This is a genomic window from Leclercia sp. 29361, assembly GCF_011290365.1.
Taxonomy (GTDB): domain Bacteria; phylum Pseudomonadota; class Gammaproteobacteria; order Enterobacterales; family Enterobacteriaceae; genus Enterobacter; species Enterobacter tamurae.
This window is the reverse complement of sequence record NZ_CP049786.1, coordinates 1,641,381-1,664,547: the sequence shown is the minus strand read 5'-3', so window position 1 is coordinate 1,664,547 and position 23,167 is coordinate 1,641,381. Positions and strand designations below refer to the sequence as shown.

General features: G+C 57.7%; 18 protein-coding genes. 1 reads left to right on the top strand and 17 read right to left on the bottom strand.

Translation table 11 applies throughout. The features are described 5' to 3' along the window. Positions 1-142 precede the first annotated feature (142 nt). The 4 genes from mukB to cmoM are packed head-to-tail and all read right to left on the bottom strand — an operon-like array spanning position 143 to position 7,380. The gene (gene mukB / locus G7090_RS07800) at positions 143-4,591 is read right to left on the bottom strand and encodes a chromosome partition protein MukB (protein WP_166182030.1); all 4,449 of its coding nucleotides are present in this window, start codon (positions 4,589-4,591) and stop codon (positions 143-145) included. Beyond that, the gene (gene mukE / locus G7090_RS07795; RefSeq protein ID WP_106992595.1) at positions 4,591-5,295 is read right to left on the bottom strand and encodes a chromosome partition protein MukE; all 705 of its coding nucleotides are present in this window, start codon (positions 5,293-5,295) and stop codon (positions 4,591-4,593) included. Before mukE ends, mukB begins: the two co-directional genes overlap by 1 nt. Next, a complete protein-coding gene (gene mukF / locus G7090_RS07790; RefSeq protein WP_106992594.1) occupies positions 5,276-6,598 on the bottom strand; it encodes a chromosome partition protein MukF in 1,323 nt (440 codons plus the stop codon). The genes mukE and mukF overlap by 20 nt, the downstream gene beginning before the upstream one ends. Beyond that, complete coding sequence (gene cmoM / locus G7090_RS07785) at positions 6,595-7,380, bottom strand: tRNA uridine 5-oxyacetic acid(34) methyltransferase CmoM (RefSeq protein ID WP_166182029.1); 786 nt, start codon at positions 7,378-7,380, stop codon at positions 6,595-6,597. Before cmoM ends, mukF begins: the two co-directional genes overlap by 4 nt. A 124-nt stretch (positions 7,381-7,504) precedes the next feature. Here cmoM and elyC point away from each other — a divergent pair, with 124 nt between their 5' ends. Further along, positions 7,505-8,284 carry an envelope biogenesis factor ElyC gene (elyC, locus tag G7090_RS07780; protein ID WP_166182028.1) on the top strand — a complete coding sequence of 260 codons (780 nt, stop codon included), beginning with the start codon at positions 7,505-7,507 and terminating at the stop codon, positions 8,282-8,284. Here elyC and G7090_RS07775 read toward each other — a convergent pair. From G7090_RS07775 to G7090_RS07715, 13 genes are all read right to left on the bottom strand, one after another. Continuing rightward, positions 8,261-9,154 carry a YcbJ family phosphotransferase gene (locus G7090_RS07775; protein WP_166182027.1) on the bottom strand — a complete coding sequence of 298 codons (894 nt, stop codon included), beginning with the start codon at positions 9,152-9,154 and terminating at the stop codon, positions 8,261-8,263. The two genes, elyC and G7090_RS07775, sit on opposite strands and share 24 nt — an antisense overlap. A 131-nt stretch (positions 9,155-9,285) precedes the next feature. Beyond that, on the bottom strand, positions 9,286-10,032 hold the full coding sequence (kdsB, locus tag G7090_RS07770; RefSeq protein ID WP_166182026.1) for a 3-deoxy-manno-octulosonate cytidylyltransferase: 747 nt from the start codon (positions 10,030-10,032) through the stop codon (positions 9,286-9,288). After that, positions 10,029-10,211, bottom strand: coding sequence for a protein YcaR (gene ycaR / locus G7090_RS07765; protein WP_106992589.1), 183 nt, complete (start codon positions 10,209-10,211; stop codon positions 10,029-10,031). The genes kdsB and ycaR overlap by 4 nt, the downstream gene beginning before the upstream one ends. Positions 10,212-10,256: 45 nt before the next feature. Beyond that, positions 10,257-11,486, bottom strand: a complete 1,230-nt coding sequence (locus G7090_RS07760) for a winged helix-turn-helix domain-containing protein (RefSeq protein ID WP_166182025.1) — start codon at positions 11,484-11,486, stop codon at positions 10,257-10,259. A gap of 11 nt (positions 11,487-11,497) precedes the next feature. Continuing rightward, positions 11,498-12,496 (bottom strand): tetraacyldisaccharide 4'-kinase, encoded by a 999-nt coding sequence (lpxK, locus tag G7090_RS07755; RefSeq protein WP_166182024.1) that lies wholly within the window; start codon positions 12,494-12,496, stop codon positions 11,498-11,500. Beyond that, positions 12,493-14,241, bottom strand: coding sequence for a lipid A ABC transporter ATP-binding protein/permease MsbA (msbA, locus tag G7090_RS07750; protein WP_106992586.1), 1,749 nt, complete (start codon positions 14,239-14,241; stop codon positions 12,493-12,495). The genes lpxK and msbA overlap by 4 nt, the downstream gene beginning before the upstream one ends. Before the next feature lie 36 nt (positions 14,242-14,277). Next, the gene (locus G7090_RS07745; protein ID WP_166182023.1) at positions 14,278-16,542 is read right to left on the bottom strand and encodes a ComEC family protein; all 2,265 of its coding nucleotides are present in this window, start codon (positions 16,540-16,542) and stop codon (positions 14,278-14,280) included. A gap of 215 nt (positions 16,543-16,757) precedes the next feature. After that, the gene (gene ihfB / locus G7090_RS07740) at positions 16,758-17,045 is read right to left on the bottom strand and encodes an integration host factor subunit beta (RefSeq protein WP_032617358.1); all 288 of its coding nucleotides are present in this window, start codon (positions 17,043-17,045) and stop codon (positions 16,758-16,760) included. 120 nt (positions 17,046-17,165) lie between these two features. Beyond that, positions 17,166-18,839, bottom strand: a complete 1,674-nt coding sequence (gene rpsA / locus G7090_RS07735; protein ID WP_004860074.1) for a 30S ribosomal protein S1 — start codon at positions 18,837-18,839, stop codon at positions 17,166-17,168. Positions 18,840-18,950: 111 nt separating this feature from the next. Further along, on the bottom strand, positions 18,951-19,634 hold the full coding sequence (cmk, locus tag G7090_RS07730) for a (d)CMP kinase (protein WP_032617356.1): 684 nt from the start codon (positions 19,632-19,634) through the stop codon (positions 18,951-18,953). A 187-nt stretch (positions 19,635-19,821) separates the two neighbouring features. Next, entirely contained in the window at positions 19,822-21,105 is a 1,284-nt protein-coding gene (aroA, locus tag G7090_RS07725) for a 3-phosphoshikimate 1-carboxyvinyltransferase (protein ID WP_106992584.1), read from the bottom strand. A gap of 68 nt (positions 21,106-21,173) precedes the next feature. Beyond that, positions 21,174-22,262: a 3-phosphoserine/phosphohydroxythreonine transaminase gene (gene serC / locus G7090_RS07720; protein ID WP_106992583.1), complete on the bottom strand. Its 1,089-nt coding sequence runs from the start codon at positions 22,260-22,262 to the stop codon at positions 21,174-21,176. Between the two features lie 162 nt (positions 22,263-22,424). Further along, the gene (locus G7090_RS07715; protein ID WP_166182022.1) at positions 22,425-23,117 is read right to left on the bottom strand and encodes a DUF421 domain-containing protein; all 693 of its coding nucleotides are present in this window, start codon (positions 23,115-23,117) and stop codon (positions 22,425-22,427) included. Positions 23,118-23,167 lie beyond the last annotated feature (50 nt).

Sequence of the window (23,167 nt, the reverse complement as noted above, 5' to 3'; positions counted from 1 at the left end):
GGGCTTCAATTCATTATAGGAAGACAGACCGGCACCAGCCTTGCCTTATGTAAAGAAGTTTAAAGTTAACGCAGCCGCCAGTACAAGCTCAAGGAATAAAAAAAGGCGGCCAGGAGGCCGCCATGGGTAACTTTCAGAATCGTCAGGAGGCGTCAGCCGTTCCTGGAAGCGATTCCGGCGGTTGCGGGGCAAAGCCGCGCAGGCCGACAACGTGAACGTGCTCGCTGTTCTGGTAGACCTTACGCACCAGTTTATAGGTGGTGCCTTTCTCCGGACTGATGTTCTCCGGCGCCGCGATAATCAGCTGCATATCCAGACGGTCGCACAGTTCAAACAGCGTGGCGATGGAACGGGCATCCAGACGCGCGGCTTCATCGAGGAACAGCAGGCGGCATGGCGAGATATCCTTGCCACGCAGGCGACGGGATTCATCTTCCCAGCTCTGCACCACCATCACCAGAATCGACATCCCGGTACCGATCGCTTCCCCGGTCGACAGGGCGCCGGATTCCGCACGCAGCCAGCCGTCGGAGCCACGGTTAACTTCCACTTCCATCTCGAGATAGTTGCGGTAGTCCAGCAGCTCCTCGCCGATGGTTTGCGGCGTGCGCTGGCCCATATCAATCTGCGGGTTCAGACGCTGATACAGCTTCGCCAGCGCTTCGGAGAAGGTCAGGCGGTTGCTGTTGAACAGATCCTGATGCTGCTCGTGCTGTTCAGCCAGCACGTCCAGCAACGTGGCGTGGGCTTCACGCACGTTGACGTTCAGTCGCACGCTGTTGACCTGGCCGAAGGAGACGCTCTGCAGGCCCTGGTTCAGCTGACGAATACGGTTCTGCTCGCGCTGGATCGTTTTACGGATGATGTTGGCCACGCTGCGGGAGCTGATCGCCAGCTTCTGCTCGCGGGAGGTGAGCTCTTCCGTCAGACGGCCCAGCTCGATCTCCATCTGTTCAATGGCTTCAACCGGGTCATCGGTACGGATAATGTCCTGGCGAATACGCTCGCGCAGGTGCTGATACACCGCTACGAAGAACTGAATTTTGCGTTCAGGGCGTTTTGGATCTTCCGACATGCGCAGCACATCGCGCAGGTGTTCGTTATCCGCCACCGCCAGACGCAGCGCACCGAGCGCCTTATCCGACATAGAGCGCAGCTCATCCCCGGAGAGATAGGCCAGCTCGCGGCGGTGCAGACGACGTTCAACGCCGTTGTCTTTCACCATCCGCATCACAGCACACCAGCCCGCTTTGGCAGTAACGACCTGCTCGCGCTTCTCGTGGTAATCGCGTTCCAGCTTGCGCAGACGACGGGTGAGGTTATCCATCTCCGCCTCGCAGAAGGTCAGCGCTTTTTCCAGCTGATTGCGGCGGGCACGGTTGTTGCTGAGCTGGGCATGCAGTTCGTCACGACGAATACGCGCCCGCTCCTCTGCCCCGTTGTCGGCCCGAACACCGATATCCTGCAGCTCTTTGTGCAGGTCAGTCAGCAACTCTTTCTTGGTATCAAAGGAGCTTTTCAGCGACGCCAGCACCTGGCTGTACTGGCTCAGCTGCGCGGCGTGGCTACGCATCGCCTCACGGGCGCGAGTACGTTCCGTTTCCGCCTGCTCCAGACGGTGGCGCAGCTTCTCGTTCAGATCGCTGTTGCCGTTCAGCATTTCCGCCGAATCGGAGTAGCTGAAGTGCGCCCGACGCTGGGCCACTTCGGTCAGGGCAAACGCCTGCTGACGGGCTTCACGCTGAACCTGCTGGGACCAGGCGTAATCTTCTTTCAGCTGTTCAAACTGTTCCGGATCGCTCTGCAGAACGGAGAGCATCGGCTCCAGCTTCGCCAGCTGGTTGCCGTGCTGCTGCACAAAGCGCGCGGCTTCCTGCGCGTCGTCGAGGCGCTCCTGGATCTCATCCACGCGATCGGCGAGGGTGTCATCCGCCAGCAGGTTGAGGCGCGGCAGGATGCGGTTAAGCGCCGCGACGCCCTCTTTGGCCTGTTCGAACTGCACCCGGCTTTGCTGGTTGTCATTCTCGTGGTTAGAGATGGCGCGTTCCAGTTCACCACGGCGGGTGGTGAGTTTGCGGATCTCCGCTTCCGGATCGGCATCAAAGGCTACTGCCAGATGGCTGCCGATAAAGCGGCTGAACGCCTGGTGCAGACGCTGGGTTTTTTGCACATCAAACGACAGCGTGGCAAAACGTTCTGACAGCGTTTCGCGCTCGGCGTGCAGGCTCTCAATGCGGCTTTCACGCGCGGCGCGGCCAAACAGCGGCAGCGTCGGGAAGCGCGAATAACGCCACTGTCGATCGGCGATTTTCACCACCACCGCTTTTTCCAGCTCGTCGACGCCAAAGACGCTGTCATCGAACGACTGCGGATCCCCTTCGATCAGATAGAGATCTTCCGGGCAATCTTCCAGACCTTCGAGCTGGTCGGCGATCAGCGAAAGATCCGGCACCACGATAGCGTGGCGGGACGGGCCATACAGCGCCGAGTAGTACGGTGCATCTTCGAGGCTGACGTCGTCGTAGATTTCGGACAGCAGCACGCCGCCAAAACGTTCTGCCAGGGTGTTCAGGCGTGCATCTTCTGCCCCGCCCGGCTGGCTCAGGCGCTCAATTTCTTCGTCGACGGCACGTTTGCGCGCGCCCACTTCATCACGCTCAACGATGGCTTCGCGTTCACGCTCCAGCAGCTGCTGAAGGTACTCTGTCACCTCCTGACTGGATTCGAACTCCTCGCCGCACTGCTCGCTGAGCTGGCTCAGGCTGCTCTGGGCTGCCAGCCAGATCGGGGCGCGCTGCATCAGGTTCTGAATGCGTGACTGTAGCTGTTCCAGCTCCTGGCGCAGCTGCATGCGCTGCTCGCTGGCGCTGGAGACGCTGTCAGACAGCGACGCGATACGGGCTTCCAGCTCCTGATGCAGGGCTTCCAGATCCTCGATATCAATCCGTTTGCCCTGGCGCTTACAGAATTCAGCCAGCAGACGTTCCGCCTCCTGCTGTTCCCGCAGACGCTGTTCCAGTTCGTTCAGACGCATACGCAGCGGCTGAACCTGTTCCGCCTGATGACGCTGGTTGACGCCATCACGCAGCAGCTCGCGGGCCACGCTCCAGGCTTCACTGCGCGCCAGCGGGCCGTTAATCGCCGCCACCAGCTGATACGCCTGTTCAAACTGGCTGTGCGCGGTTTGCGCCACGCTCATTTTCTGGTCGAGATTCAGCAGCTTCTCGGTAGCTTCCTGCTCTTTCGCCTGGAAGGTTTCCAGCCACTGATCGGCGCTCTCCGGAGTCAGATCCGGCAGATGGCAGAGATCTTTCGCGCGCTGCAGGGCCTGCAGGGCCTGGTTGTACTGAATGGCGCGGGTTTGCTGAACGTCCAGCGCCTGCTGATAGTCGGCAAGCTGGCTTTTCAGCTCATCCACTTCCAGCTCGGCGGCTTCGGCGCGGCCTTCGTTCTCTTCCTGCTTGTCGGCGGCTTCGGCCACCACTTCGTTCTGCTCTTCCAGACGAATTTGCAGTTCATCGAGATCCGCTTCGTAGCGCTCAATTTTTTCCTGCTGACGCAGCGCGGTTTGCACCAGGTTCAGATGATCGCTGGCAGCCTGATAATCGGCCTCCAGATCCCCTTCTGCCCCGTTATGCTCGGACAGCTCGCGGGCCATCTCGACGTGCTTGTACTGCTCGGACGCCAGCTGCTGGCGCGAGGTAAACAGCTCGCGGCGATACTCAAGGGCCTGATCCAGATGAATGCGTCGCTCGTTGGCATGGCGCATATAGTCAGCAGCCACATAGTTGGTGGCTTCGCTGATCAGATGCTTGAACAGGTCGCGGTCCGACTGGGTGACGCGAATGGCTTCCAGCGTCATGCGGTTTTCACGCAGCGCCGCTTCCATATCCTGGAAGGCTTTGCGCACGCCGCTGTTCTCCGGCAACAGGTAGTCGCGCAGGGAGCGGGTAATGGCGCTGGAGATCCCGCCGTACAGCGAGGCCTCAATTAGGCGATAGTATTTACTACGATCCGAGGCCGAACGCAGACGACGCGCCACTACGCCCAGATCGAACATCAGGGAGTGGTATTCGGTGATCGAGTTGAACTGCTTAAACTGCACGCCTTCGATGGCTTCCAGCTTGTCTTTCAGCTCCTGAAGCGTCAGCACGCGCGCCTGGCGGTCGTTCAGGGTTTCCGTTAACAGCGAAGTCGGCTGAACGGACGTTGGCAGACCCTGAATGGCGAACGGCTTGATGTCCACCTTACGGTCGCGCCCGGCGACCTGCTGCAGACGTACGCCGACGACCACGCGCTGGTGACGGGAGTTGATCACGTCCAGCACCGAATAACAGACACCCGCCTTCAGCTTACCGTGCAGACCCTTATCGCGGGAGCCGCTGGTCGCACCGGCTTCGGTGGTGTTACGGAAGTGCAGCAGCGTCAGATCCGGGATCAGGGCGGTGACGAACGCCGCCATGGTGGTGGATTTTCCGGCCCCGTTCCCGCCCGAGAGCGTGGTTACCAGCTCATCGAGATCAAAGGTGCGGGCAAAGAAACCGTTCCAGTTAATCAGCGTCAGTGAGCGAAATTTACCGCGTTCAATCATTACTCTTCCTCCCCGCTATCCGGCTGATTGTCTTCATGCTCATCATTGAGCTGCAGGTGGTTTTCCACCGGCATCGCTTCGCCATCGCGGATCATGCGCAGCTGCGCTTCACGGGCGTCATCGCCCACGCGCACGTCGGCGCCGAAGCGGAATACCGATTCCGTGATGCGGAATTTACTGCTGTCGTGGCCCATAAACCACACCATCCCCAGACGGCGCAGACGGTTCAGGGAGGAGCGAACTTTTTCCTGTAACTTCTGACGGTCAACGTCGGAACCGGTGGAGCGGTTGTTCACCAGCTTCAGCAGTTTGCCTTCGTCTGCCAGCGTCATCAGCTCGTCATAGAGCTCCTGCTGGGTGAAGATGCCTTCATTAGCCAGACGCTCCGGGCTGAGATAGAGGTAGCAGAGAATTTTGCCGACCATCATGTCCAGCTCGGACAGCACCGAACGCGGAATAAGCGTGGTGGAGCGCGGGCGCAGGTAGAAGAAACCTTCCGGGGCGCGGATCAGCTCCACGTTATAGCGGGCATAAAACTCTTCCAGATATTCCTGGAAATCCATCAAAAAGGCGTGATTATCCAGCTCGTCGAGACCAATGTGACGACCGGCACGCAGCTGGCTGTCCAGCGCCGGAAAGATCGGATTTGCCAGCGCCAGTGCCAGCTTAGCGGGCATCACGTGTTCAATATTTGTCAATGACATGCGCCTGTACCTTGGCTCCGTAATCGTTAATCGGCTGCCACTTCGGCGGCAGGCCGGTGAAATCTGCTTGCGCGACGCCCAGGCGTACCGCCTGATCGACCACGATGCGGGCGATATCAAAATGGCGCGCACGTGGGTATTGTGCGAGGTAGTCGCGCACCACCAGACCGAGATCCAGCGGGGTATTTTTGGCTTTGAAGATCGCCAACTGCTCCTCGATCATCGCGGCAAGCTGTTCCCGTATTTCGTTAAACTCTTCATATTCCAGGTCTGCCGGCAGTTCACCGGTCACCTCTTCGTCCCGCAGGCTCATCTCTTCGTCACGCATATCGAGCAGACGGTCGGCGCTGGCGTAGGTCAGCGCCCATGGCGCATCGAAGTAGGTCTGGACCGACTGGCGCAGACGCTGGGCAAAGACGCGGTTTTTATCCATATCGATGGCGGTACGGATAAATTTATGCACATGGCGGTCGTAGCCGATCCACAGGTCAATGGCCTGCTGGCCCCAGCTGATAATGCGGTCGAGTTTGCTCTGCAGGTCGAAGACCAGCCGATCGACAAAATGCAGGTTGTCATGGGCCAGGGTGGCATCCTGGATGCGCAGCAGGTTGGCCTGCAGCTTGTCGCCCGCGGCTTCCAGCGTATCCTGCAGTTCACGCAGGGTGCCGGAGGTTTCTGACAGCAACATTTCACAGCTGGAGATCGCCGCCCGCCAGTCTTTGTTCAGCAGCTGGGCGATGTCGTCTTTCACCAGCTGCTGCTGCTCATCCATAATGCGCTGGGTCAGATCGATGCTGTCGAAAATTTCGGCCACCGAGTATTTCAGCGGCGCGTAGACGTTGCGGTGCCAGTGGAACTCGTCGCCGTTTTCATCAGCGGCATCCGCCGCACGCTTCAGTTCGCCCGCCACAATGGAGAGCTGCATCGAGAGGCGCAGGGTCGAGAATTCACGCTGGCGAATGTAATAGTCGGTGATGCCAATGCCCAGTGGCGTCAGGCGATAGATGGCGTTCCCTTCCGCCAGTTCGCTGGTAAAGCGGTTCAGCAGACGTTGACGCACCATATCGTTAATCGCGTTATTGGCACGCACATTAATGGTTTCGCTGGTTTGCTCAAACGCATCACTGACATGGCGGAACGCATCCACCAGTTCGCCCTCGCTCATTTCTCCATCCAGCCGTTCGCCGTTCAGCGTGGCAACCGCCAGCAGAAAAGAGAGTCTGTCTACCGGCAGCGAGAGGGAGAAATCGTTTTTTCGGGCCCAGGCAACCAGCTCGGGGACTGTCTGGGAAAATTCACTCATAAGTTATCCTTGCTCTGCGGCTTGTGCGCGGTGACGTGTATGTAGCGGCCAAGGCTGATCCAGGGCTCCTGGCGACAGTACCGCGTCTCTAATTCTGTCAGGGCGTCAAAACACTCATGCTGCTTTTGTTTATCACGCAAATAGTCGTGAAACACCCTGATGCCGGTTTTCCCGGCGATCTCCCAGCCCATCGCTTCCAGCCAGCCGTAGACCTGCTGCGGATCGCGCGGAAAGTCCGGTGAAAGCGTGCGCCGTTTCTTTTTGTACATGCCCTGCTGCACATAGCCAAAATTACCCACCAGCACGTTACGCATCAGCAGGCCGTTGGCATTGTAAAACATCAGCGACAACGCGCCGCCGGGGTGCAGTATCGACCATAGCGTCTGCAACAGCGCCTGGGGGTCGGCCACCCACTCCAGCACCGCATGAGACAATATCAGATCAACCGGGCTTTCCAAATGTTGAGCGATGTCCTGAGCGGCGCAATGTATAAATTGCATGTTATCGCTCACACCTTTCTCCATCGCCGCGCTTTCAGCCCGGGCGATCATCTCTGCTGACAGGTCGCAGAGGATGACGTGGTGTCCACGCTCGGCCATTTTTATCGCCGTCTGACCTTCACCGCCGCCGGCGTCAAGGACGCGCAATTTTTTCGGCCCAAAGCGGGCGAGCAGGATGTCCAGATCCTGCCAGAGGATCGTTTGACGCAACTGGCCCTTGGTCGTGCCATAAATATTGCGGGCAAACTTTTCCGCGATGTCATCAAAATTGCGATCCCGCATTGGGAGAACTCCACCCGCTCACTGCAAAACCGCTATTTTGTCACAGCCGGGCGGAGAATGAACCTCTCTGGTGTAATATCGCTAACAATCCTCAGCTGTATGGTCAAAAAAGGAGCCAGAAAGGATGCTTTTTACCCTAAAAAAATATATTGGCGGCATGATGCTTCCCCTCCCTCTTATTCTGCTGTGTATCGCGCTGGGCCTGGGGTTGCTGTGGTTTAGCCGCTTTCAGAGAACCGGTAAAATTATTACCACGGCAGGCTGGCTGGTGCTCCTGCTGCTGAGCCTGCAGCCGGTGGCGGACGGGTTGTTACGTCCGGTGGAAAATAAGTACCCGACCTGGCAGGGAAATCAAAAAGTTGAGTACATCGTGGTACTCGGCGGGGGTTACACCTGGGATCCTGACTGGGCGCCCAGCTCTAATCTGATTAACAACAGCCTGCCGCGACTCAATGAAGGGATGCGCCTGTGGCTGGCGAATCCCGGCTCGAAGATGATCTTCACCGGGGCGGCAGCGCAAAACAACCCGGTGAGTACCGCTGAAGCCGGGGCGCGCGTGGCGCAGTCGCTGGGGGTACCGCGCGAGGAGATCATCACCCTCGACAGCCCGAAAGATACCGAAGAGGAAGCCGCAGCGGTGAAGCAGGCGATCGGCGATGCCCCGTTCCTGCTGGTGACCTCCGCCTCGCATCTTCCGCGGGCGATGATCTTTTTTGAACAGCAGGGATTACATCCCCTGCCCGCCCCAGCTAACCAACTGGCAATTAGCGCGCCGCTCAACCTCTGGGAACGGATTATTCCGTCCCCGGTCTGGCTGATGCACAGCGATCGCGTGGGTTACGAGACGCTCGGACGCGTCTGGCAGTGGCTTAAAGCCCCGTCAGGCGAGCCAGGGGAGCAGTGATTTCGACGCCAGGTCGAAGTTGGCGCGGTTAAAACGCCCGGTATTGACCAGCTGCGCCACTTCGTCCCACAGCAGATACAGCCAGCGCCGCCAGAGGAATGACTCTGAGACCGGCGCGCGCTGCAGATAGTGCCAGAGCAGATCTTCTGCCTGCCCGCCCTCACTCAGCCGAAACAGTTCAAACTCCCGCGGGGCCCACAGCATCACCCCCGGCCCGACCATCGCCAGCAGCTGATCGCTGCGCGGATCCTTAAGCATACTGCGCAGGGTAAAGTTGCCGTGGCTCAGCACGCTGTTGTCGTTGAAGCCTTTAAACAGGCCGGGCAGGCATTCCCGGGTCCGAAACAGGATCCGTTTGTCCTGCATGGTCAGGCCGGTGTTGCGGTACTGGTTTAACGTTCCCCACAGGACCTCAACCCGCTGGCGATACCAGAGCGGCCAGAGGTTCTCTTGGGTGCTGTCCACCGCCCCCACCAGCCCCCCGCTGTCCATCCGGTGCCAGGCCAGCAGCGCCTCGACAATCTGATCCTTAAGCTGTTCCCAGCGTTCCGGGGTGCGGGCCGGCGCTTCGACCGGCACGCCGCGCAGGCGCTCGAGCAGCAACACATCAGGCCCCGGGTGTTCTTCGTGGGTCATCACGCCATAGACGGTCGGCATTCTGACCGTACCGCTGCGGGCCAGCATGGAGATTTTCCACGCCAGCTGTCGGGCAACATCCGGTGAAGAGAAGCTTCGCGCCAGTAACGGCATGGGGTTTCCCTGACTGTCATACAACGACCACAGCGTGGTATCCGCCTTTTCATGCACGCATTCCACACGGCTCAGTTTTTCACCCAGCAGATGGCTGAGTTCGGCACGTAGCTGTTCCATTTGAGATTACCCCCCATTAAGACTACTGCTTTTATAATGAGCGTCTGACGGGCGGATGTCACTCTTATGAGGCGATTCTGAGAAGAAATAGAGAAGATAAAACATCCCCTCAGGCGAGGGGATGGCGGGGATTAACGCATCTCAGCGCGAACGCGGGCGAGATCCTCTGGCGTATCAACGCCTGTACCCGGAACTTCCTGCGCCACGGCAACATGGATCTTCTCGCCGTACCACAGCACGCGCAGCTGCTCGAGCATTTCGATGTTTTCCAGCGGGCTCGGCTGCCAGGTCACGTAACGGCGAATAAAGCCGGCGCGATAGCCATAAATGCCCAGATGACGCAGGATGTTGTCGCCAATTGCTTCCCGGGACTCAGCAAAACGGTCGCGATCCCAGGGAATAGTCGCCCGGGAGAAATAGAGCGCATAGCCTTCGGCGTCCAGCACCACTTTCACGGCGTTCGGGTTGAACGCCTCTTCGGCACTGTGCACCGGCACGGCCAGCGTCGCCATACCCACCTGACGCTGGGCGAGGTTTTCTGCCACCTGGCGAATAATGACCGCCGGGATCATTGGCTCATCGCCCTGCACGTTAACAATCACCGTGTCGTCGCTGAAGCCGCATTTTTCCACCACTTCCGCCAGACGTTCGGTACCGGACTGGTGATCGGCGCGAGTCATGCACACTTCGCCGCCCGCCGCTTCAACCGCACGCGCCACCTCTTCGTGATCGGTGGCGACAATAATGCGGTCTGCGCCGGACTCACGCGCACGTTCCAGCACGTGGACAATCATCGGCTTACCGTTGATGTCGACCAGCGGTTTGCCCGGCAGGCGCGTGGAGGCGAAACGCGCCGGGATAATGACAACAAAACTCATGGTTTGCTCTCTTCTGCCGCCAGCGAACGGGCTTCGGTCTCCAGCAGGACGGGAATGCCGTCGCGCAGGGGGAAGGCAAGGTTGTCCAGTTTGCAGATTAACTCTTGCTTATCCTGGCTGTAGTAAAGTTTGCCGTTGCACACCGGGCAGGCAATAATTTCCAGTAAACGGTGATCCATAGTTCCTCCGTATCAATGATCGGTAAAGCTTACCATATTCCTTTTTCAGACCGCGTCTATTTCCCAGCCACGTCGACAGGCAGCAAAAAGTCCGTCAGGAAGATGGCCCAGCGCGATCCGTGTTGCCCCCTGCCAGCCCGCAAAGTCGCTGATTGCGGCAGTGAGCCCCTTTTCCAGCCCGGCACTGACCCGGACACCCTCTTCCAGAAAGAGAGCGATAATCTGCAGCTCGCCGGTTTTGCGGTGCATTTTGGCATCCATCCGCCCCACCAGTTGCCCTTTGTGCAGCAGTGGCAGGACGAAATAGCCGTACTGACGTTTCGGGGCCGGGGTGTAGCACTCCAGACGGTAACTGAAGTTAAACAGCTGCTCCGCACGCTTGCGATCCCAGACGACAGGATCAAAGGGCGACAGGACGGCGCTGTGGGTGGCGGTGAGCTTGCCTTCCTCTGCAAGAGGAAGCAGCGGCAGCAGATCGGCATGCAGCCACATCTCTCCCAGCGTCTCTACCTCGACACGCACTACCTGCTGCTGCGCCTGCCAGCGCTCAAGCAGCGGAGCCAGCACCGGCTGACGCAGGCGATAATAATCGGCCAACCACCGGGCGTGGAAAATGCCTAAGCTGCGGGCGCTGTTTTCCAGCATTACAGCTTCGGCCGCCGCCTGGGTCAGCATATCCCGGCTGTCATCCCACTCCGGCATCACCCGGTGCGTGAGATCGTAGACGCGCTGGAAGTTTCGCCTTTCAACCACCATCACCTTTCCGGCGGTAAACAACCCCTCAAGATGACGTTTATGCGGCTTCCACTCCCACCATCCGCTGGTGCCTTTGCGGGGATGTTCGAAATCAGCGGAACGCACCGGGCCCTTCTCCTGAATAAGGCCGATCAGCTGCTCAATCTCCTCCGCGTGCTCCTGCATCCATGCCTGACGGTATTTCCAGCCCATTTTGTCGGGGGAGAGCATCCGGTGACGCACCAGCGCAAAATCGCTGCGCGGCAGAAAGCATGCTTCGTGCGCCCAGTACTCCATCAGCTCGCCCTGACGCAGGGCGTTATCCAGCCATGCGGGCTGATAGTGGCCGAGACGGCTGAACAGCACCAGATACGGGCTGCGGGCAACGATATTGATGGTGTCGATTTGCAGAAGCGACATGCGCTGGATGGTAGTAAGAATATCGGCGGGCTGCGCGCCGCGCAGGGGCTTTTTCAAAAGCCCCTGCGCGGCGAGATGAAGATGACGTGCGGCTGAAAGCGTAAGTTGCGGTAAAGCCATGCCATCTCCTGTTAATGAGTGCGCGGGGAAACCTCTTCTGCCAGCGCAATCAGCGCCTGCAGGAGTTGTTCGGGCTGTTCGCCCTGCAGTTCAGCGTCAACCGGCAAATACCACCAGTTATCGCGGGCAAATGCCCGGCATTTCACCGCATCTTTTTCGGTCATGATCAGCGTCTGACCGGGAGCGGTAAAGCCGGCAACCTGTTCGAGGCTTAGCGCCTGGTGGTCGGCCAGCGGCACCGTATTAAGGAGCCGGGCGCCACAGGCTTCGAGGGTCGCGAAAAAGCGTGGAGGATGACCGATACCGGCCATGGCCACCAGATCAGGGAGTTCAGCGACGTCACGCCGTTCGCCGGTCAGCAGATTTACTGCCAGGCCTGGGCGCAGCTGCATCGGGATTTCCCCCGCCTGTGCCGTACCACCGTTGACGATGACCGCATCCACAGAACGCAGGCGAGAAGCGCGCTCGCGCATCGGCCCGGCGGGTAACCACCAGCCGTTACCAAAGCGGCGCACACCGTCAATCACCACGATCTCTTTATCCCGGGCCAGAGCGTAGTGCTGCAGCCCGTCGTCGGTAATCACCATCTGCACATCAGCATGGGCTAGCAGGGCCTGAACCGCCTCACTACGTACCGGCGAGACTGCCACCGGCGCACCGGTGCGCTGAAAGATCAGCACCGGTTCATCACCCGCTTCCGCGGTGGTGGTTTGCGCGGTCAGCAGCAGCGGATAGCGCTCCGCCTTGCCGCCGTATCCCCGGGAGACGACCCCCACGCGGATCCCGCGTTGGGTCAGCTGTTCCACCAGCCAGATCACCACCGGCGTTTTACCGTTGCCGCCAGCGGTGAGGTTCCCCACCACCACCACCGGTACGGGTGCACGCCAGGCCCGTTTGAGCCCCACTTTATAGCTGAGGCGGATCAGGCCGCTGACCAGGCCATACAGCCAGGAGAGCGGCAACAGCAGCAGCCAGAGCGGAGACTCACCGGACCAGATGCGGGCAATCATGCGCCAAACTGCATCTTATGAAGTTGCGCATACACGCCCTGATGCGCCAGCAGGTCGGTATGGCTGCCGCGTTCGACGATGTAACCATCTTCCACCACCACGATTTCATCGGCTTTTTCGATGGTCGACAGGCGGTGTGCGATCACCAGCGAGGTACGGTTCTTTTGCAGCTCATCCAGCGCAGACTGGATAGCACGTTCAGACTCGGTATCCAGCGCCGAAGTGGCTTCATCAAGGATCAGGATCGGACTGTCACGCAGCAGCGCGCGCGCAATGGCGATACGCTGGCGCTGACCGCCGGAGAGCAGCACGCCATTTTCACCGATAATGGTATCCAGGCCGTTATCCATCTTATTGATGAAGTCCATGGCGTAGGCCATCCGCGCCGCCGCTTCAATCTGCTCACGGCTGTACTCTTCGTTACGGGCATATGCAATGTTATTGGCGACGGTGTCGTTAAACAGATGCACATTCTGGGAAACCAGGGCGACCTGGTTACGCAGCGACCGCAGGGTATACTCGCGCAGATCGTGACCATCGATCAGGATCTCGCCTTCATCGATATCATAGAAGCGGGTGATCAGGCTGGCGATGGTCGATTTACCGGATCCTGAACGGCCCACCAGCGCCACGGTCTTGCCTGCCGGGATTTTCAGATTGATGTTACGCAGAGCAGGCGTGTCGCGACCCGGATAGGTGAAAGTCACGTTGCGGAACTCCACATCGCCGGTTGAGCGCTCGATGACGCGCTTACCTTCGTCTTTTTCCTGTTCGGAATCGAGAATAGCGAACAGCGTCTGACAGGCTGCCATCCCGCGCTGGAACTGGGCGTTAACGTTGGTTAACGATTTCAGCGGGCGCATCAGGGCAATCATCGACGAGAAGACCACGGTAATGGTACCGGCGGTTAAGGTTTCCATCACGCTCGGGAAGCTGGCAGCATACAGCACAAACGCCAGCGCCAGAGAGGCGATAAGCTGAATGATCGGGTCGGAGATGGAAGAGGCGGAAACCATCTTCATCCCCTGCAGACGCATCTTATTGCTGACCTTATCGAAGCGCTTGGTTTCCACTTCCTGGCCGCCAAAAATCAGCACCTCTTTATGCCCTTTCAGCATCTGCTCGGCGCTGGTGGTCACCTGCCCCATCGTGTTCTGCATGTTCTTACTGATGCTGCGGAAACGTTTGGAGACGACGCGGATCGCGATCGACACAATTGGTGCCAGCACGATCAGGATCAGCGACAGCTGCCAGCTGTACCAGAACATCAGGATGAACAGGCCAATGATCGAGGCCCCTTCACGCACCACGGTAATCAGTGCGCTGGAGGAGGAGGAAGCTACCTGCTCGGAGTCGTAGGTAATACGCGACAGCAAGGTGCCCGTCGACTGCTTGTCGAAGAACGCCACCGGCATGCCCATCATGTGACTGAACAGGCGACGGCGCATGGTCATTACCACTTTGCCGGATACCCACGAGAGGCAGTAGCTGGAGATATAGCTGGTGATGCCGCGTAAAATCATCAGGCCGATAACCACCAGTGGCATCCAGAGCAACACTGAGCGATCCGTTTTACCAAAACCGTCGTCCAGTAACGGTTTGAGGAGCGATAACATGAAGGTATCGCTGGCTGCGTTGAGGATTAACGCTACGCCCGCCACGATAAGGCCCGTTCTGAAGGGTGCAATCACCGGCCAGAGTCGGCGGAAGGTCTGCCACGTGGAGAGATCTTTGTCGTTATGCATTCAAAAAACCAGCATTTGTTGAAATAGCCGCATATTCTACCCGTTATCTCCGGGCGCGCCAAACCACTGATGATACCAACGGGGGAAAATTTGATCCCGTAAGCGTTGGATTTGCCAGCCATGTTGCGAAAACGACACAGTGATTTGTCCAGATCGGGGCGTGGCTAACCAGAGATACCCCTCCTTTCTGTAACGGCGAGCCACCTTGTTCGAGGGCAGTCGCCACGCGTTATAGCGGGATGCAGACACCAGGGCGATGCGCCCACCCACGCGCTGCACCAGAGGGAGTGACGAAGAGGTATTACTGCCATGGTGCGGCACCTGGATAAGTGTAGACGCAAGATATTGCCAGTGATGACTGAGCATCGCTTTTTCTCCCTGCGCCTCAATATCCCCGGTTAACAACAGGCTATAGGTGCCGTCCTCAATTTTTACAACGCAGGAGCCGTTGTTGCCGCGCTGCGGTGCGGTGGCGAGAGGCCAGTGCGCGCTGAAGGTCAGCCCCTGCCACTGCCAGCGCTCACCGCGAAAACAGGCTCTATGTCCCTTCTGGCGCAGCGGGCTGCGTATCCACATCTTCGGCCACGCCTGACGTAGCGACGCCAGCCCACCAATATGGTCCAGATGATCATGGCTGACAATCACCCCCTCCGGGCGTAGGTGGTGCCAGCGCAGCCAGGGAATAATTAGCTGTTGGGCGCTGTCCCCGCCCGGCCATGCAGGCCCGGTGTCATATAAAATCGCTTTTCCCTGCCGCTCGATTACCACTGCCAGCCCCTGCCCGACATCCAGCATATGCACCGCCCACCCTTCCGTTTTGTTAGCCCGCCATAACGGACTGGCTGCCAGCACCAGTGCCGACACACAGACCACCGGGTAAGTTCGTGCGCCGCGCATCCGCCAGGCGATAATGACGACCCAGGGCAGCAGGGTCAGCCACAGCCAGCGCTTATCGACCGGGATCCAACCGTCAGGCAGCGTGGTCAGGAAGCCAAACAGCAGCGACAGTGAGCCATCCGCCAGTGTCCAGACCCCGTTTTCCGCCAGCGGCCATATCCCGAGATGCAGCCACATCCCCAGCAGAATGAGCGGCACCGAGATAAAGGTCACCAGCGGTACTGCCACCAGGTTCGCAACCAGTGATGACAGGCTGAACCCGTGAAAGACCATCACCTGCACCGGCAGCAACAGCAACAGCATGCCGAGCTGGAGATGCAGCAGATTAACCACCGCCTGGATCGCCCATGGCCCGGTTAAACGGGGCCTGGGCACCCACTGATACCAGAAAATGAGCACCGCCACCGCAAAGGCCGACAGTAAAAGACTATGGGATAACACCGCCAACGGGTCGACCAGCAGAATGGCGGCGATGCAAACCCGCCATATCTGCCATGGCGACCAGAGACGGCCGCTCAACTGTAGCGCCAGATACGCACCCAGCGAGACGACGGTGCGCAGCGCGGGTGGCTGCAATCCGGTGAGCCAGGCGTAAAAAGCGGCAAAACAGAATCCCGCCACCAGCGGAGCACGCCAGCCTACCCAGCGCGCCGGAACGAAAAATTGTATGCTGCGTACCAGCAGCCAGATAACCGACGCCGCCAGCGCAATATGCAATCCTGAAATTGCCATCAGATGCGCGGTGCCCGTTTCCCGCATCAGATTTTTGATGTCGGGCGTCACCGCCAGACGCTCCCCCATGCCAAGGCCCAGCAGAACCGGCCCCCAGGTATACGACGAGAGCATATTCGTCAGCGTGGCAAGATACCGGGCGCGTAAGCTGCAGCGGGCATCCAGTACCTCTGCATGGGTAAAACGCCCGGTCAGCGGCTGGTGCTGCGCCAGAGCATAGCGCTGGGCATCGAATCCCCCGTCGTTAAGCTGACCGTGCACGGGCCGCAGCGTCAGGGTCATCTTCCAGCGTTGCCCGGCACAGCCCGGCTGCGGCAGCGTATTGCCATATAACGTGACGCCTGGTGCGGGCAGCATCGCCCTGCCGTTAAGCCGGATGATGCGGGCCTGGTACATCCTGTCGCTTCCGGTCGCCACAATCTCCAGCTCAGCCTTCTGCGGGCTGGAGGTCAGATGCTGCATCGGCCAGACTGCGCTCAGCGCTGCCAGCCCGCCCCAGGCAAAAAAGAGCAGACAGAAGCCCAGATAGCGCGCAATCTGATGGCGAATTAAGGCCAGCAGGACGCCGGCAACGATCGTGGCCTGGATAACCGGCAGCGCCGGCAGCACGGGCAACCAGAGCAGCGGTAAGATGGCCAGGATTAGACATGTCGCGAGCGTTGACAGACACATTTACACCTCCCTGTATCAGAGCAGTGTGCGCCGGGTCGTTTAGCATGTCAGGTATGGAAGTGTGAGGTTGCAGCCAGGGCTGGCGAGAAATGATCGGTTTGCAGCAACCGGTCGAAAAACGTGCGGTGCCGGTTCAGGATCGGGGAATACAGAAACAAAAAAAGCACCCGCAGGTGCTTTTCTTTTGATGACTCAGTTTCGCCCGCAGGCCAGACTCAGTCGCCGTAAATATTGGCGCGATCGCGCAGTTCTTTACCCGGCTTAAAGTGCGGAACGTATTTACCTTCCAGCTCTACTTTGTCGCCAGTCTTCGGGTTACGCCCGGTGCGTGGAGCACGATAGTGCAGAGAAAAACTACCGAAACCGCGGATTTCAATGCGCTCGCCCTGTGCAAGAGTGGTCGCCATATGCTCCAGCATCTCTTTTACGGCATCTTCCACTGCTTTCGCAGGAATGTGCGATTGCTGGCTGGCAAGTCTTTCAATCAATTCTGACTTGGTCATGATTCCTCCGGTTCCTTCAAACCCATTAGCTAATCAGCTTAAACAAGGGCGGCCGTAGCCGCCCTTTGTTATTGATTACAGGACGAATCCTGCAATCTGTCAAGTTACTCTACGAGTAACTTATTCGCCTTTAGCTGCTTTGAAAGCTTCAGCCATTGCGTTGTTAGAGAAGTTTGCATCTTCCTGTTTGTTAACAGTTGCGATTGCATCTTTCTCATCAGCTTCGTCTTTAGCACGAACAGACAGGCTGATTGCACGGTTTTTGCGGTCAACGCCGGTGAATTTAGCTTCAACGTCGTCGCCTACGCTCAGAACCAGAGTTGCATCTTCAACGCGGTCACGTGAAGCTTCAGAAGCGCGCAGGTAGCCTTCAACGCCGTCAGCCAGTTCTACGGTTGCGCCTTTCGCGTCAACTGCAGTCACTTTACCGTTTACGATTGCGCCTTTCTTGTTCAGTGCAACCCAGTTGTTGAACGGATCTTCTGCGAGCTGTTTAACGCCCAGAGAGATACGCTCACGCTCTGCGTCAACCTGCAGAACAACTGCTGCGATTTCGTCGCCTTTTTTGTATTCACGTACTGCTTCTTCGCCTGCAACGTTCCAGGAGATGTCAGACAGGTGAACCAGGCCGTCGATGCCGCCGTCCAGGCCGATGAAGATACCGAAGTCAGTGATAGACTTGATTTTACCTTCAACACGGTCGCCCTTGTTGTGGGTTTCCGCGAACTGCTGCCATGGGTTGTTTTTGCACTGCTTCAGGCCCAGGGAGATACGACGACGTTCTTCGTCGATATCCAGAACCATAACTTCCACTACATCACCAACGTTAACAACTTTGGATGGGTGGATGTTTTTGTTGGTCCAGTCCATTTCGGAAACGTGCACCAGGCCTTCAACGCCTTCTTCGATTTCAACGAAGCAGCCGTAGTCGGTCAGGTTGGTAACGCGACCAGTCAGTTTAGTACCTTCTGGGTAACGTTTAGCGATAGCAACCCATGGATCTTCGCCCAGCTGTTTCAGGCCGAGGGATACACGAGTACGCTCGCGGTCGAACTTCAGCACTTTAACAGTGATTTCGTCGCCCACGTTCACGATTTCGCTTGGGTGCTTAACGCGTTTCCACGCCATGTCGGTGATGTGCAGCAGGCCATCAACGCCGCCCAGGTCAACGAATGCGCCGTAGTCAGTGAGGTTCTTAACGATACCTTTGACTTCCATGCCTTCCTGCAGGTTTTCCAGCAGCTGATCGCGTTCTGCGCTGTTTTCGGATTCGATAACGGCACGACGGGAAACAACAACGTTGTTACGCTTCTGGTCAAGCTTGATTACTTTGAACTCAAGCTCTTTGCCTTCCAGGTGCAGGGTGTCACGAACTGGACGAACGTCTACCAGTGAACCTGGCAGGAACGCACGAATACCATTCAGCTCAACAGTGAAGCCACCTTTAACTTTGCCGTTGATAACACCGACTACAGTTTCAGCTTCTTCGTAAGCTTTTTCCAGCGTGATCCAAGCTTCGTGACGTTTAGCTTTCTCACGGGACAGCAGGGTTTCACCGAAGCCGTCTTCTACTGCATCCAGAGCAACGTCAACTTCGTCACCAACCTGGATTTCCAGCTCGCCCTGGGCGTTTTTGAACTGCTCTGCCGGAATGGCGGACTCAGATTTCAGACCGGCGTCAACCAGTACGATATCTTTGTCGATAGCAACAACAACACCACGAACGATGGAACCCGGACGGGTTTCGATTGTTTTTAAGGATTCTTCAAATAGTTGAGCAAAAGATTCAGTCATGTTTAATCTTCAGGTTAATATTAACGTCCACCTGGCTCCATGCCGGATGGGGTTGTTTCACATACCCGCCGTCAATCCATTGCAGCGGGGGTACTGCTAAATCTGTCGCGATTACGCGATTGCCAGTTTTTGGCGCGCATATTGTAGCGCTTTTTCAATCACTTGCTCAATAGTTAAACTGGTAGAATCCAGAACTAATGCATCATCTGCGGGAACAAGCGGCGCAACGGCGCGATTACGGTCGCGGTCGTCGCGTTCTTTTATCTCGGACAAAAGACGTTCAAAGTTAACACTAAAGCCCTTTTCCTGCAACTGTAGCATGCGGCGCTGCGCGCGCTCTTCCGAGGACGCGTCGAGGAAAATTTTGACCGGCGCATCCGGGAAAACCACGGTGCCCATGTCGCGTCCGTCGGCGATCAGGCCCGGTGCATCGCGGAAGGCGCGCTGGCGGCGTAAAAGCGCCTCGCGAACGCGCGGGAACGCAGCGACCTGGGAGGCGGCATTCGCCACGTCCTGGGTGCGGATCTCACCGCTGACGTCTTCCCCTTCCAGAATCACTTCCAGGTTGCCGTTGGTAGAGACAAAACGCACGTCCAGATGAGCGGCCAGCGGCACCAGCGCCTCTTCAGAAGCCACATCAACATGGTGATGCAGAGCAGCCAGCGCCAGCACACGATAGATTGCGCCCGAATCTAAAAGATGCCATTGCAATGCTTCCGCCATTGCTTTGCACAGGGTACCTTTCCCTGCACCACTCGGCCCGTCAATGGTGATAACCGGGGCAATTGCCGTCATCTTTTTCTCCTTAAAGTAGGCATACCGTTGTGTAAACGCCGCGCATTATACGCATCAACGTGCACAACTGTTACCTTTGCGTGCAAATTACGGAATGATTGAAGCTGAGTGTAGAAGAATTGGACGATGACAGCGTCATGAAGTGTAAGTAATTAAGTGCCGCACCGGGCGGTGCGGCAGGGGATCGTCAGGCAAGCGTACTGATACGCGCCAGCTGGTCGAAATAGTCCGGGAAGGTTTTCGCGGTGCATTTCGGATCGAGAATGGTAACCGGGGTATCCGACAGCGCCACCAGCGAGAAGCACATCGCCATCCGGTGGTCGTTGTAGGTGCCAATTTCCGCCGCCTGCAGCTGGGCCGGTGGCGTCACGCGGATGTAGTCCTCGCCCTCTTCCACTTCGGCACCCACTTTGCGCAGCTCAGTGGCCATCGCGAACAGGCGATCGGTCTCTTTAACGCGCCAGTTATAGATGTTACGCATCGTGGTGGTGCCTTTGGCAAACAGTGCCGCCGTGGCAATGGTCATCGCCGCATCCGGGATATGGTTCATGTCCATATCGATAGCGTTCAGTTCACCGCGGGTACAGGAGATGAAGTCATCGCCCCAGGTGACCACCGCGCCCATCTTCTCCAGCACATCGGCAAAGCGAATGTCGCCCTGCACGCTGTTGCGGCCGATACCGGTCACTTTGACAGTGCCGCCTTTAATGGCGCCTGCGGCCAGGAAGTAGGAGGCCGATGAGGCATCGCCTTCTACCAGGTAGTTACCTGGTGTCTGGTACTGCTGCCCACCGCGCACCACGAAACGCTGGTAGCTGTGGTTTTCAACTTCTACGCCAAAGGTCTTCATCAGATGCAGAGTGATATCGATGTAAGGTTTGGAAACCAGCTCACCTTTGATGGTGATAGTGGTGTCCTGCGGCGCCAGCGGTGCGGTCATCAGCAGCGCGGTCAGGAACTGGCTGGAGACGCTACCGTCCACCGCCACTTCGCCACCGGTAAAGCCACCGCGCAGACGCAGCGGCGGATAGTTTTCCTGTTCCAGATACTCAATCTGCGCGCCGCCCTGACGCAGCGCATCCACCAGGTGGCCAATCGGGCGCTCTTTCATGCGCGGCTCGCCGGTCAGTACGATGTCGTTGCTGCCCAGGCACAGGGCCGCCGCCAGCGGACGCATTGCCGTACCGGCATTACCGAGGAACAGCTCCAGCGCCTCAGCGGAGTGCAGGGCCCCGGCATTGCCGGTCACTTCGCAGCGGGTGCGATCGGCGGACAGGGTATAGTGGACTCCCAACGCTTTCAGCGCATTGAGCATATGGCGAACGTCATCGCTGTCCAGCAGGTTAGTGAGAACAGTGGTGCCGTTGGCCAGCGCTGCCAGCAGCAAGGCGCGGTTCGAGACACTTTTTGAACCAGGCAGATTAATGGTGCCATCTACCCGCGCGATAGGTTGTAACGTCAGGGATTCCATGAAACTTAACTCTCAATTCAACATAATAAAAACCCCGCAGCCTGGCCGCGGGGTAAACAGGGGCGCAATTAACCGTGGCGACGTTCGAAGTCAGTCATGAAGTCGGTCAGGGCCTGAACGCCTTCGAACGGCATGGCGTTATAAATAGATGCACGCATTCCGCCCACCACACGGTGGCCTTTCAGCGCGTGCAGACCTGCGGCGAAGGACTCTTCCAGGAACAGTTTATCGAGATTGCTGTCGGCCAGCTGGAACGGGATGTTCATGCGGGAGCGGTTAGCTTTGGCGACGTCATTGCGGTAGAAATCGCTGCCGTCGATCACACTGTACAGCAGCTCAGATTTCTGCTGGTTGATCTTGTTCATCTGCGCCACGCCGCCGTTATTTCGCAGCCATTTAAAGACCAGGCCAGAGAGGTACCAGGCAAAGGTCGGCGGAGTGTTGAACATGGAGTCGTTATCGTTCAGCACGGTGTAATCGAGAATTGACGGGCAGGATTTGTGGGCTTTACCCAGCAGATCTTCACGCACGATCACCAGGGTCAGACCGGCCGGGCCGATGTTTTTCTGCGCGCCGGCGTAGATCACGCCATAGCGGCTGACATCCAGCGGGGCAGAGAGAATGGTAGAGGAGAAGTCCGCCGTCACCACTACGTTCTCGCCAAAGTTGGGCTCTTCATGGATGGCGATGCCGTCAATGGTTTCATTCGGGCAGTAGTGCAGGTAGGCTGCATCCCGGGAGAGCTGCCATTCGCTCATCGGCTTCACCGCGCGTAAACCGTCGACGGTGACTTTGGCATCGATCACATTCGGAGAGCAATATTTGTGCGCTTCTTTTACTGCGCTGGCCGCCCAGTAACCGGCATCAACGTAGTCCGCGGTGGTTTTGTCACCCAGCAGGTTCAACGGAATGCCCGCGAACTGACCGCGTCCGCCGCCGTGGCAGAATAATACTTTGTAATTTGAGGGGATATTTAGCAGGAAGCGAAAATCTGCTTCTGCCTCTTCTGCCACTTGAATAAACTCTTTACCACGGTGGCTGACTTCCATCACCGAGGTGCCAAGACCGTTCCAGTCGCACAGCTCCTGTTGAGCCTGTTTGAGTACATCCGCCGGTAACATTGCCGGACCTGAACTAAAATTAAAGACCTGAGCCATTTCCCCTCACCACGCTAAAAGCCATAAGTTATAACTGTGGATATCGGTTTTATCATTCAGTGACACGCGCCGCAATGTCTAAAACTTATGACCCAGGAAATGTGCCCGCCGTCACACAATACATTCTGCCAGCGGGTTGTCACAAAACCGACAAAATGGCTGTCAGGTGATGCGTTTGGCCCGGCTAACCTTCGTCCATTCCGGATTCGTGCAGCGTGGACATAATTGATGCGCCCCGGCCTGTAGCATCTCAACATGGCCGCAACGTCGGCAGGCATAGTCGCCGACTTCAGGTATTGTCATAAAACGTTCCACAAATTCATCCGGCAATATGCACAGCCCGGGCTTAACCTGGTCATCGTCGTAAAAATAGACGCTTATCTGCCCGTTGGTCTCCATAATGGCCAGCTTCACCTGTCCAAGCTGCTCGACGCTGCTCACCCGCAGTTCCATAAAGAACTCAAACTCGGTCATGTTGGCGCGCTTAACTTTTTCCCAGGCCAGCTTGCCCTCTTCGACAATGGCGACCGGTTTACCCTCAAGCAGATCTTCCAGCTTTTCACTTTTCGACATCAGCCACATCACCAGCCGATAGAGCAACGCCAGGGTGACAAAAACGATAAAGACGGGGATCATCGGTACGTCGTCATAAAAGGCCACGTCACCCGCCGCCGACCCCAGCGTCAGAATGATTAACACTTCGAAGAGCGACATCTGACGCACGCCGCGCCGCCCTGTAAGTTTGAGGAACAGGAAAACCAGTACAAAGGTATAGAGACTTCGCAGCGCGACCTCGCCTAAAAACTCAACGGGTACTTTATCAAAGGCCATTCGTTGAAGATCGAATGCTTTCATTTTTTATATTCCTTTACAGTAGGTTACTGAATATAAGCATAGCCCAGCCT

What these genes read in the sequence shown, in the direction of transcription:
- cmoM (WP_166182029.1), bottom strand. Translation starts at nt 7,380, where the DNA reads ATGCGGGATCGCAATTTTGATGACATCGCGGAAAAGTTTGCCCGCAAT.
- G7090_RS07745 (WP_166182023.1), bottom strand. Translation starts at nt 16,542, where the DNA reads ATGTGTCTGTCAACGCTCGCGACATGTCTAATCCTGGCCATCTTACCG.
- mukF (WP_106992594.1), bottom strand. Translation starts at nt 6,598, where the DNA reads ATGAGTGAATTTTCCCAGACAGTCCCCGAGCTGGTTGCCTGGGCCCGA.
- mukE (WP_106992595.1), bottom strand. Translation starts at nt 5,295, where the DNA reads ATGTCATTGACAAATATTGAACACGTGATGCCCGCTAAGCTGGCACTG.
- G7090_RS07775 (WP_166182027.1), bottom strand. Translation starts at nt 9,154, where the DNA reads ATGGAACAGCTACGTGCCGAACTCAGCCATCTGCTGGGTGAAAAACTG.
- G7090_RS07715 (WP_166182022.1), bottom strand. Translation starts at nt 23,117, where the DNA reads ATGAAAGCATTCGATCTTCAACGAATGGCCTTTGATAAAGTACCCGTT.
- ihfB (WP_032617358.1), bottom strand. Translation starts at nt 17,045, where the DNA reads ATGACCAAGTCAGAATTGATTGAAAGACTTGCCAGCCAGCAATCGCAC.
- lpxK (WP_166182024.1), bottom strand. Translation starts at nt 12,496, where the DNA reads ATGATTGCCCGCATCTGGTCCGGTGAGTCTCCGCTCTGGCTGCTGCTG.
- ycaR (WP_106992589.1), bottom strand. Translation starts at nt 10,211, where the DNA reads ATGGATCACCGTTTACTGGAAATTATTGCCTGCCCGGTGTGCAACGGC.
- mukB (WP_166182030.1), bottom strand. Translation starts at nt 4,591, where the DNA reads ATGATTGAACGCGGTAAATTTCGCTCACTGACGCTGATTAACTGGAAC.
- msbA (WP_106992586.1), bottom strand. Translation starts at nt 14,241, where the DNA reads ATGCATAACGACAAAGATCTCTCCACGTGGCAGACCTTCCGCCGACTC.
- serC (WP_106992583.1), bottom strand. Translation starts at nt 22,262, where the DNA reads ATGGCTCAGGTCTTTAATTTTAGTTCAGGTCCGGCAATGTTACCGGCG.
- elyC (WP_166182028.1), top strand. Translation starts at nt 7,505, where the DNA reads ATGCTTTTTACCCTAAAAAAATATATTGGCGGCATGATGCTTCCCCTC.
- cmk (WP_032617356.1), bottom strand. Translation starts at nt 19,634, where the DNA reads ATGACGGCAATTGCCCCGGTTATCACCATTGACGGGCCGAGTGGTGCA.
- kdsB (WP_166182026.1), bottom strand. Translation starts at nt 10,032, where the DNA reads ATGAGTTTTGTTGTCATTATCCCGGCGCGTTTCGCCTCCACGCGCCTG.
- rpsA (WP_004860074.1), bottom strand. Translation starts at nt 18,839, where the DNA reads ATGACTGAATCTTTTGCTCAACTATTTGAAGAATCCTTAAAAACAATC.
- aroA (WP_106992584.1), bottom strand. Translation starts at nt 21,105, where the DNA reads ATGGAATCCCTGACGTTACAACCTATCGCGCGGGTAGATGGCACCATT.
- G7090_RS07760 (WP_166182025.1), bottom strand. Translation starts at nt 11,486, where the DNA reads ATGGCTTTACCGCAACTTACGCTTTCAGCCGCACGTCATCTTCATCTC.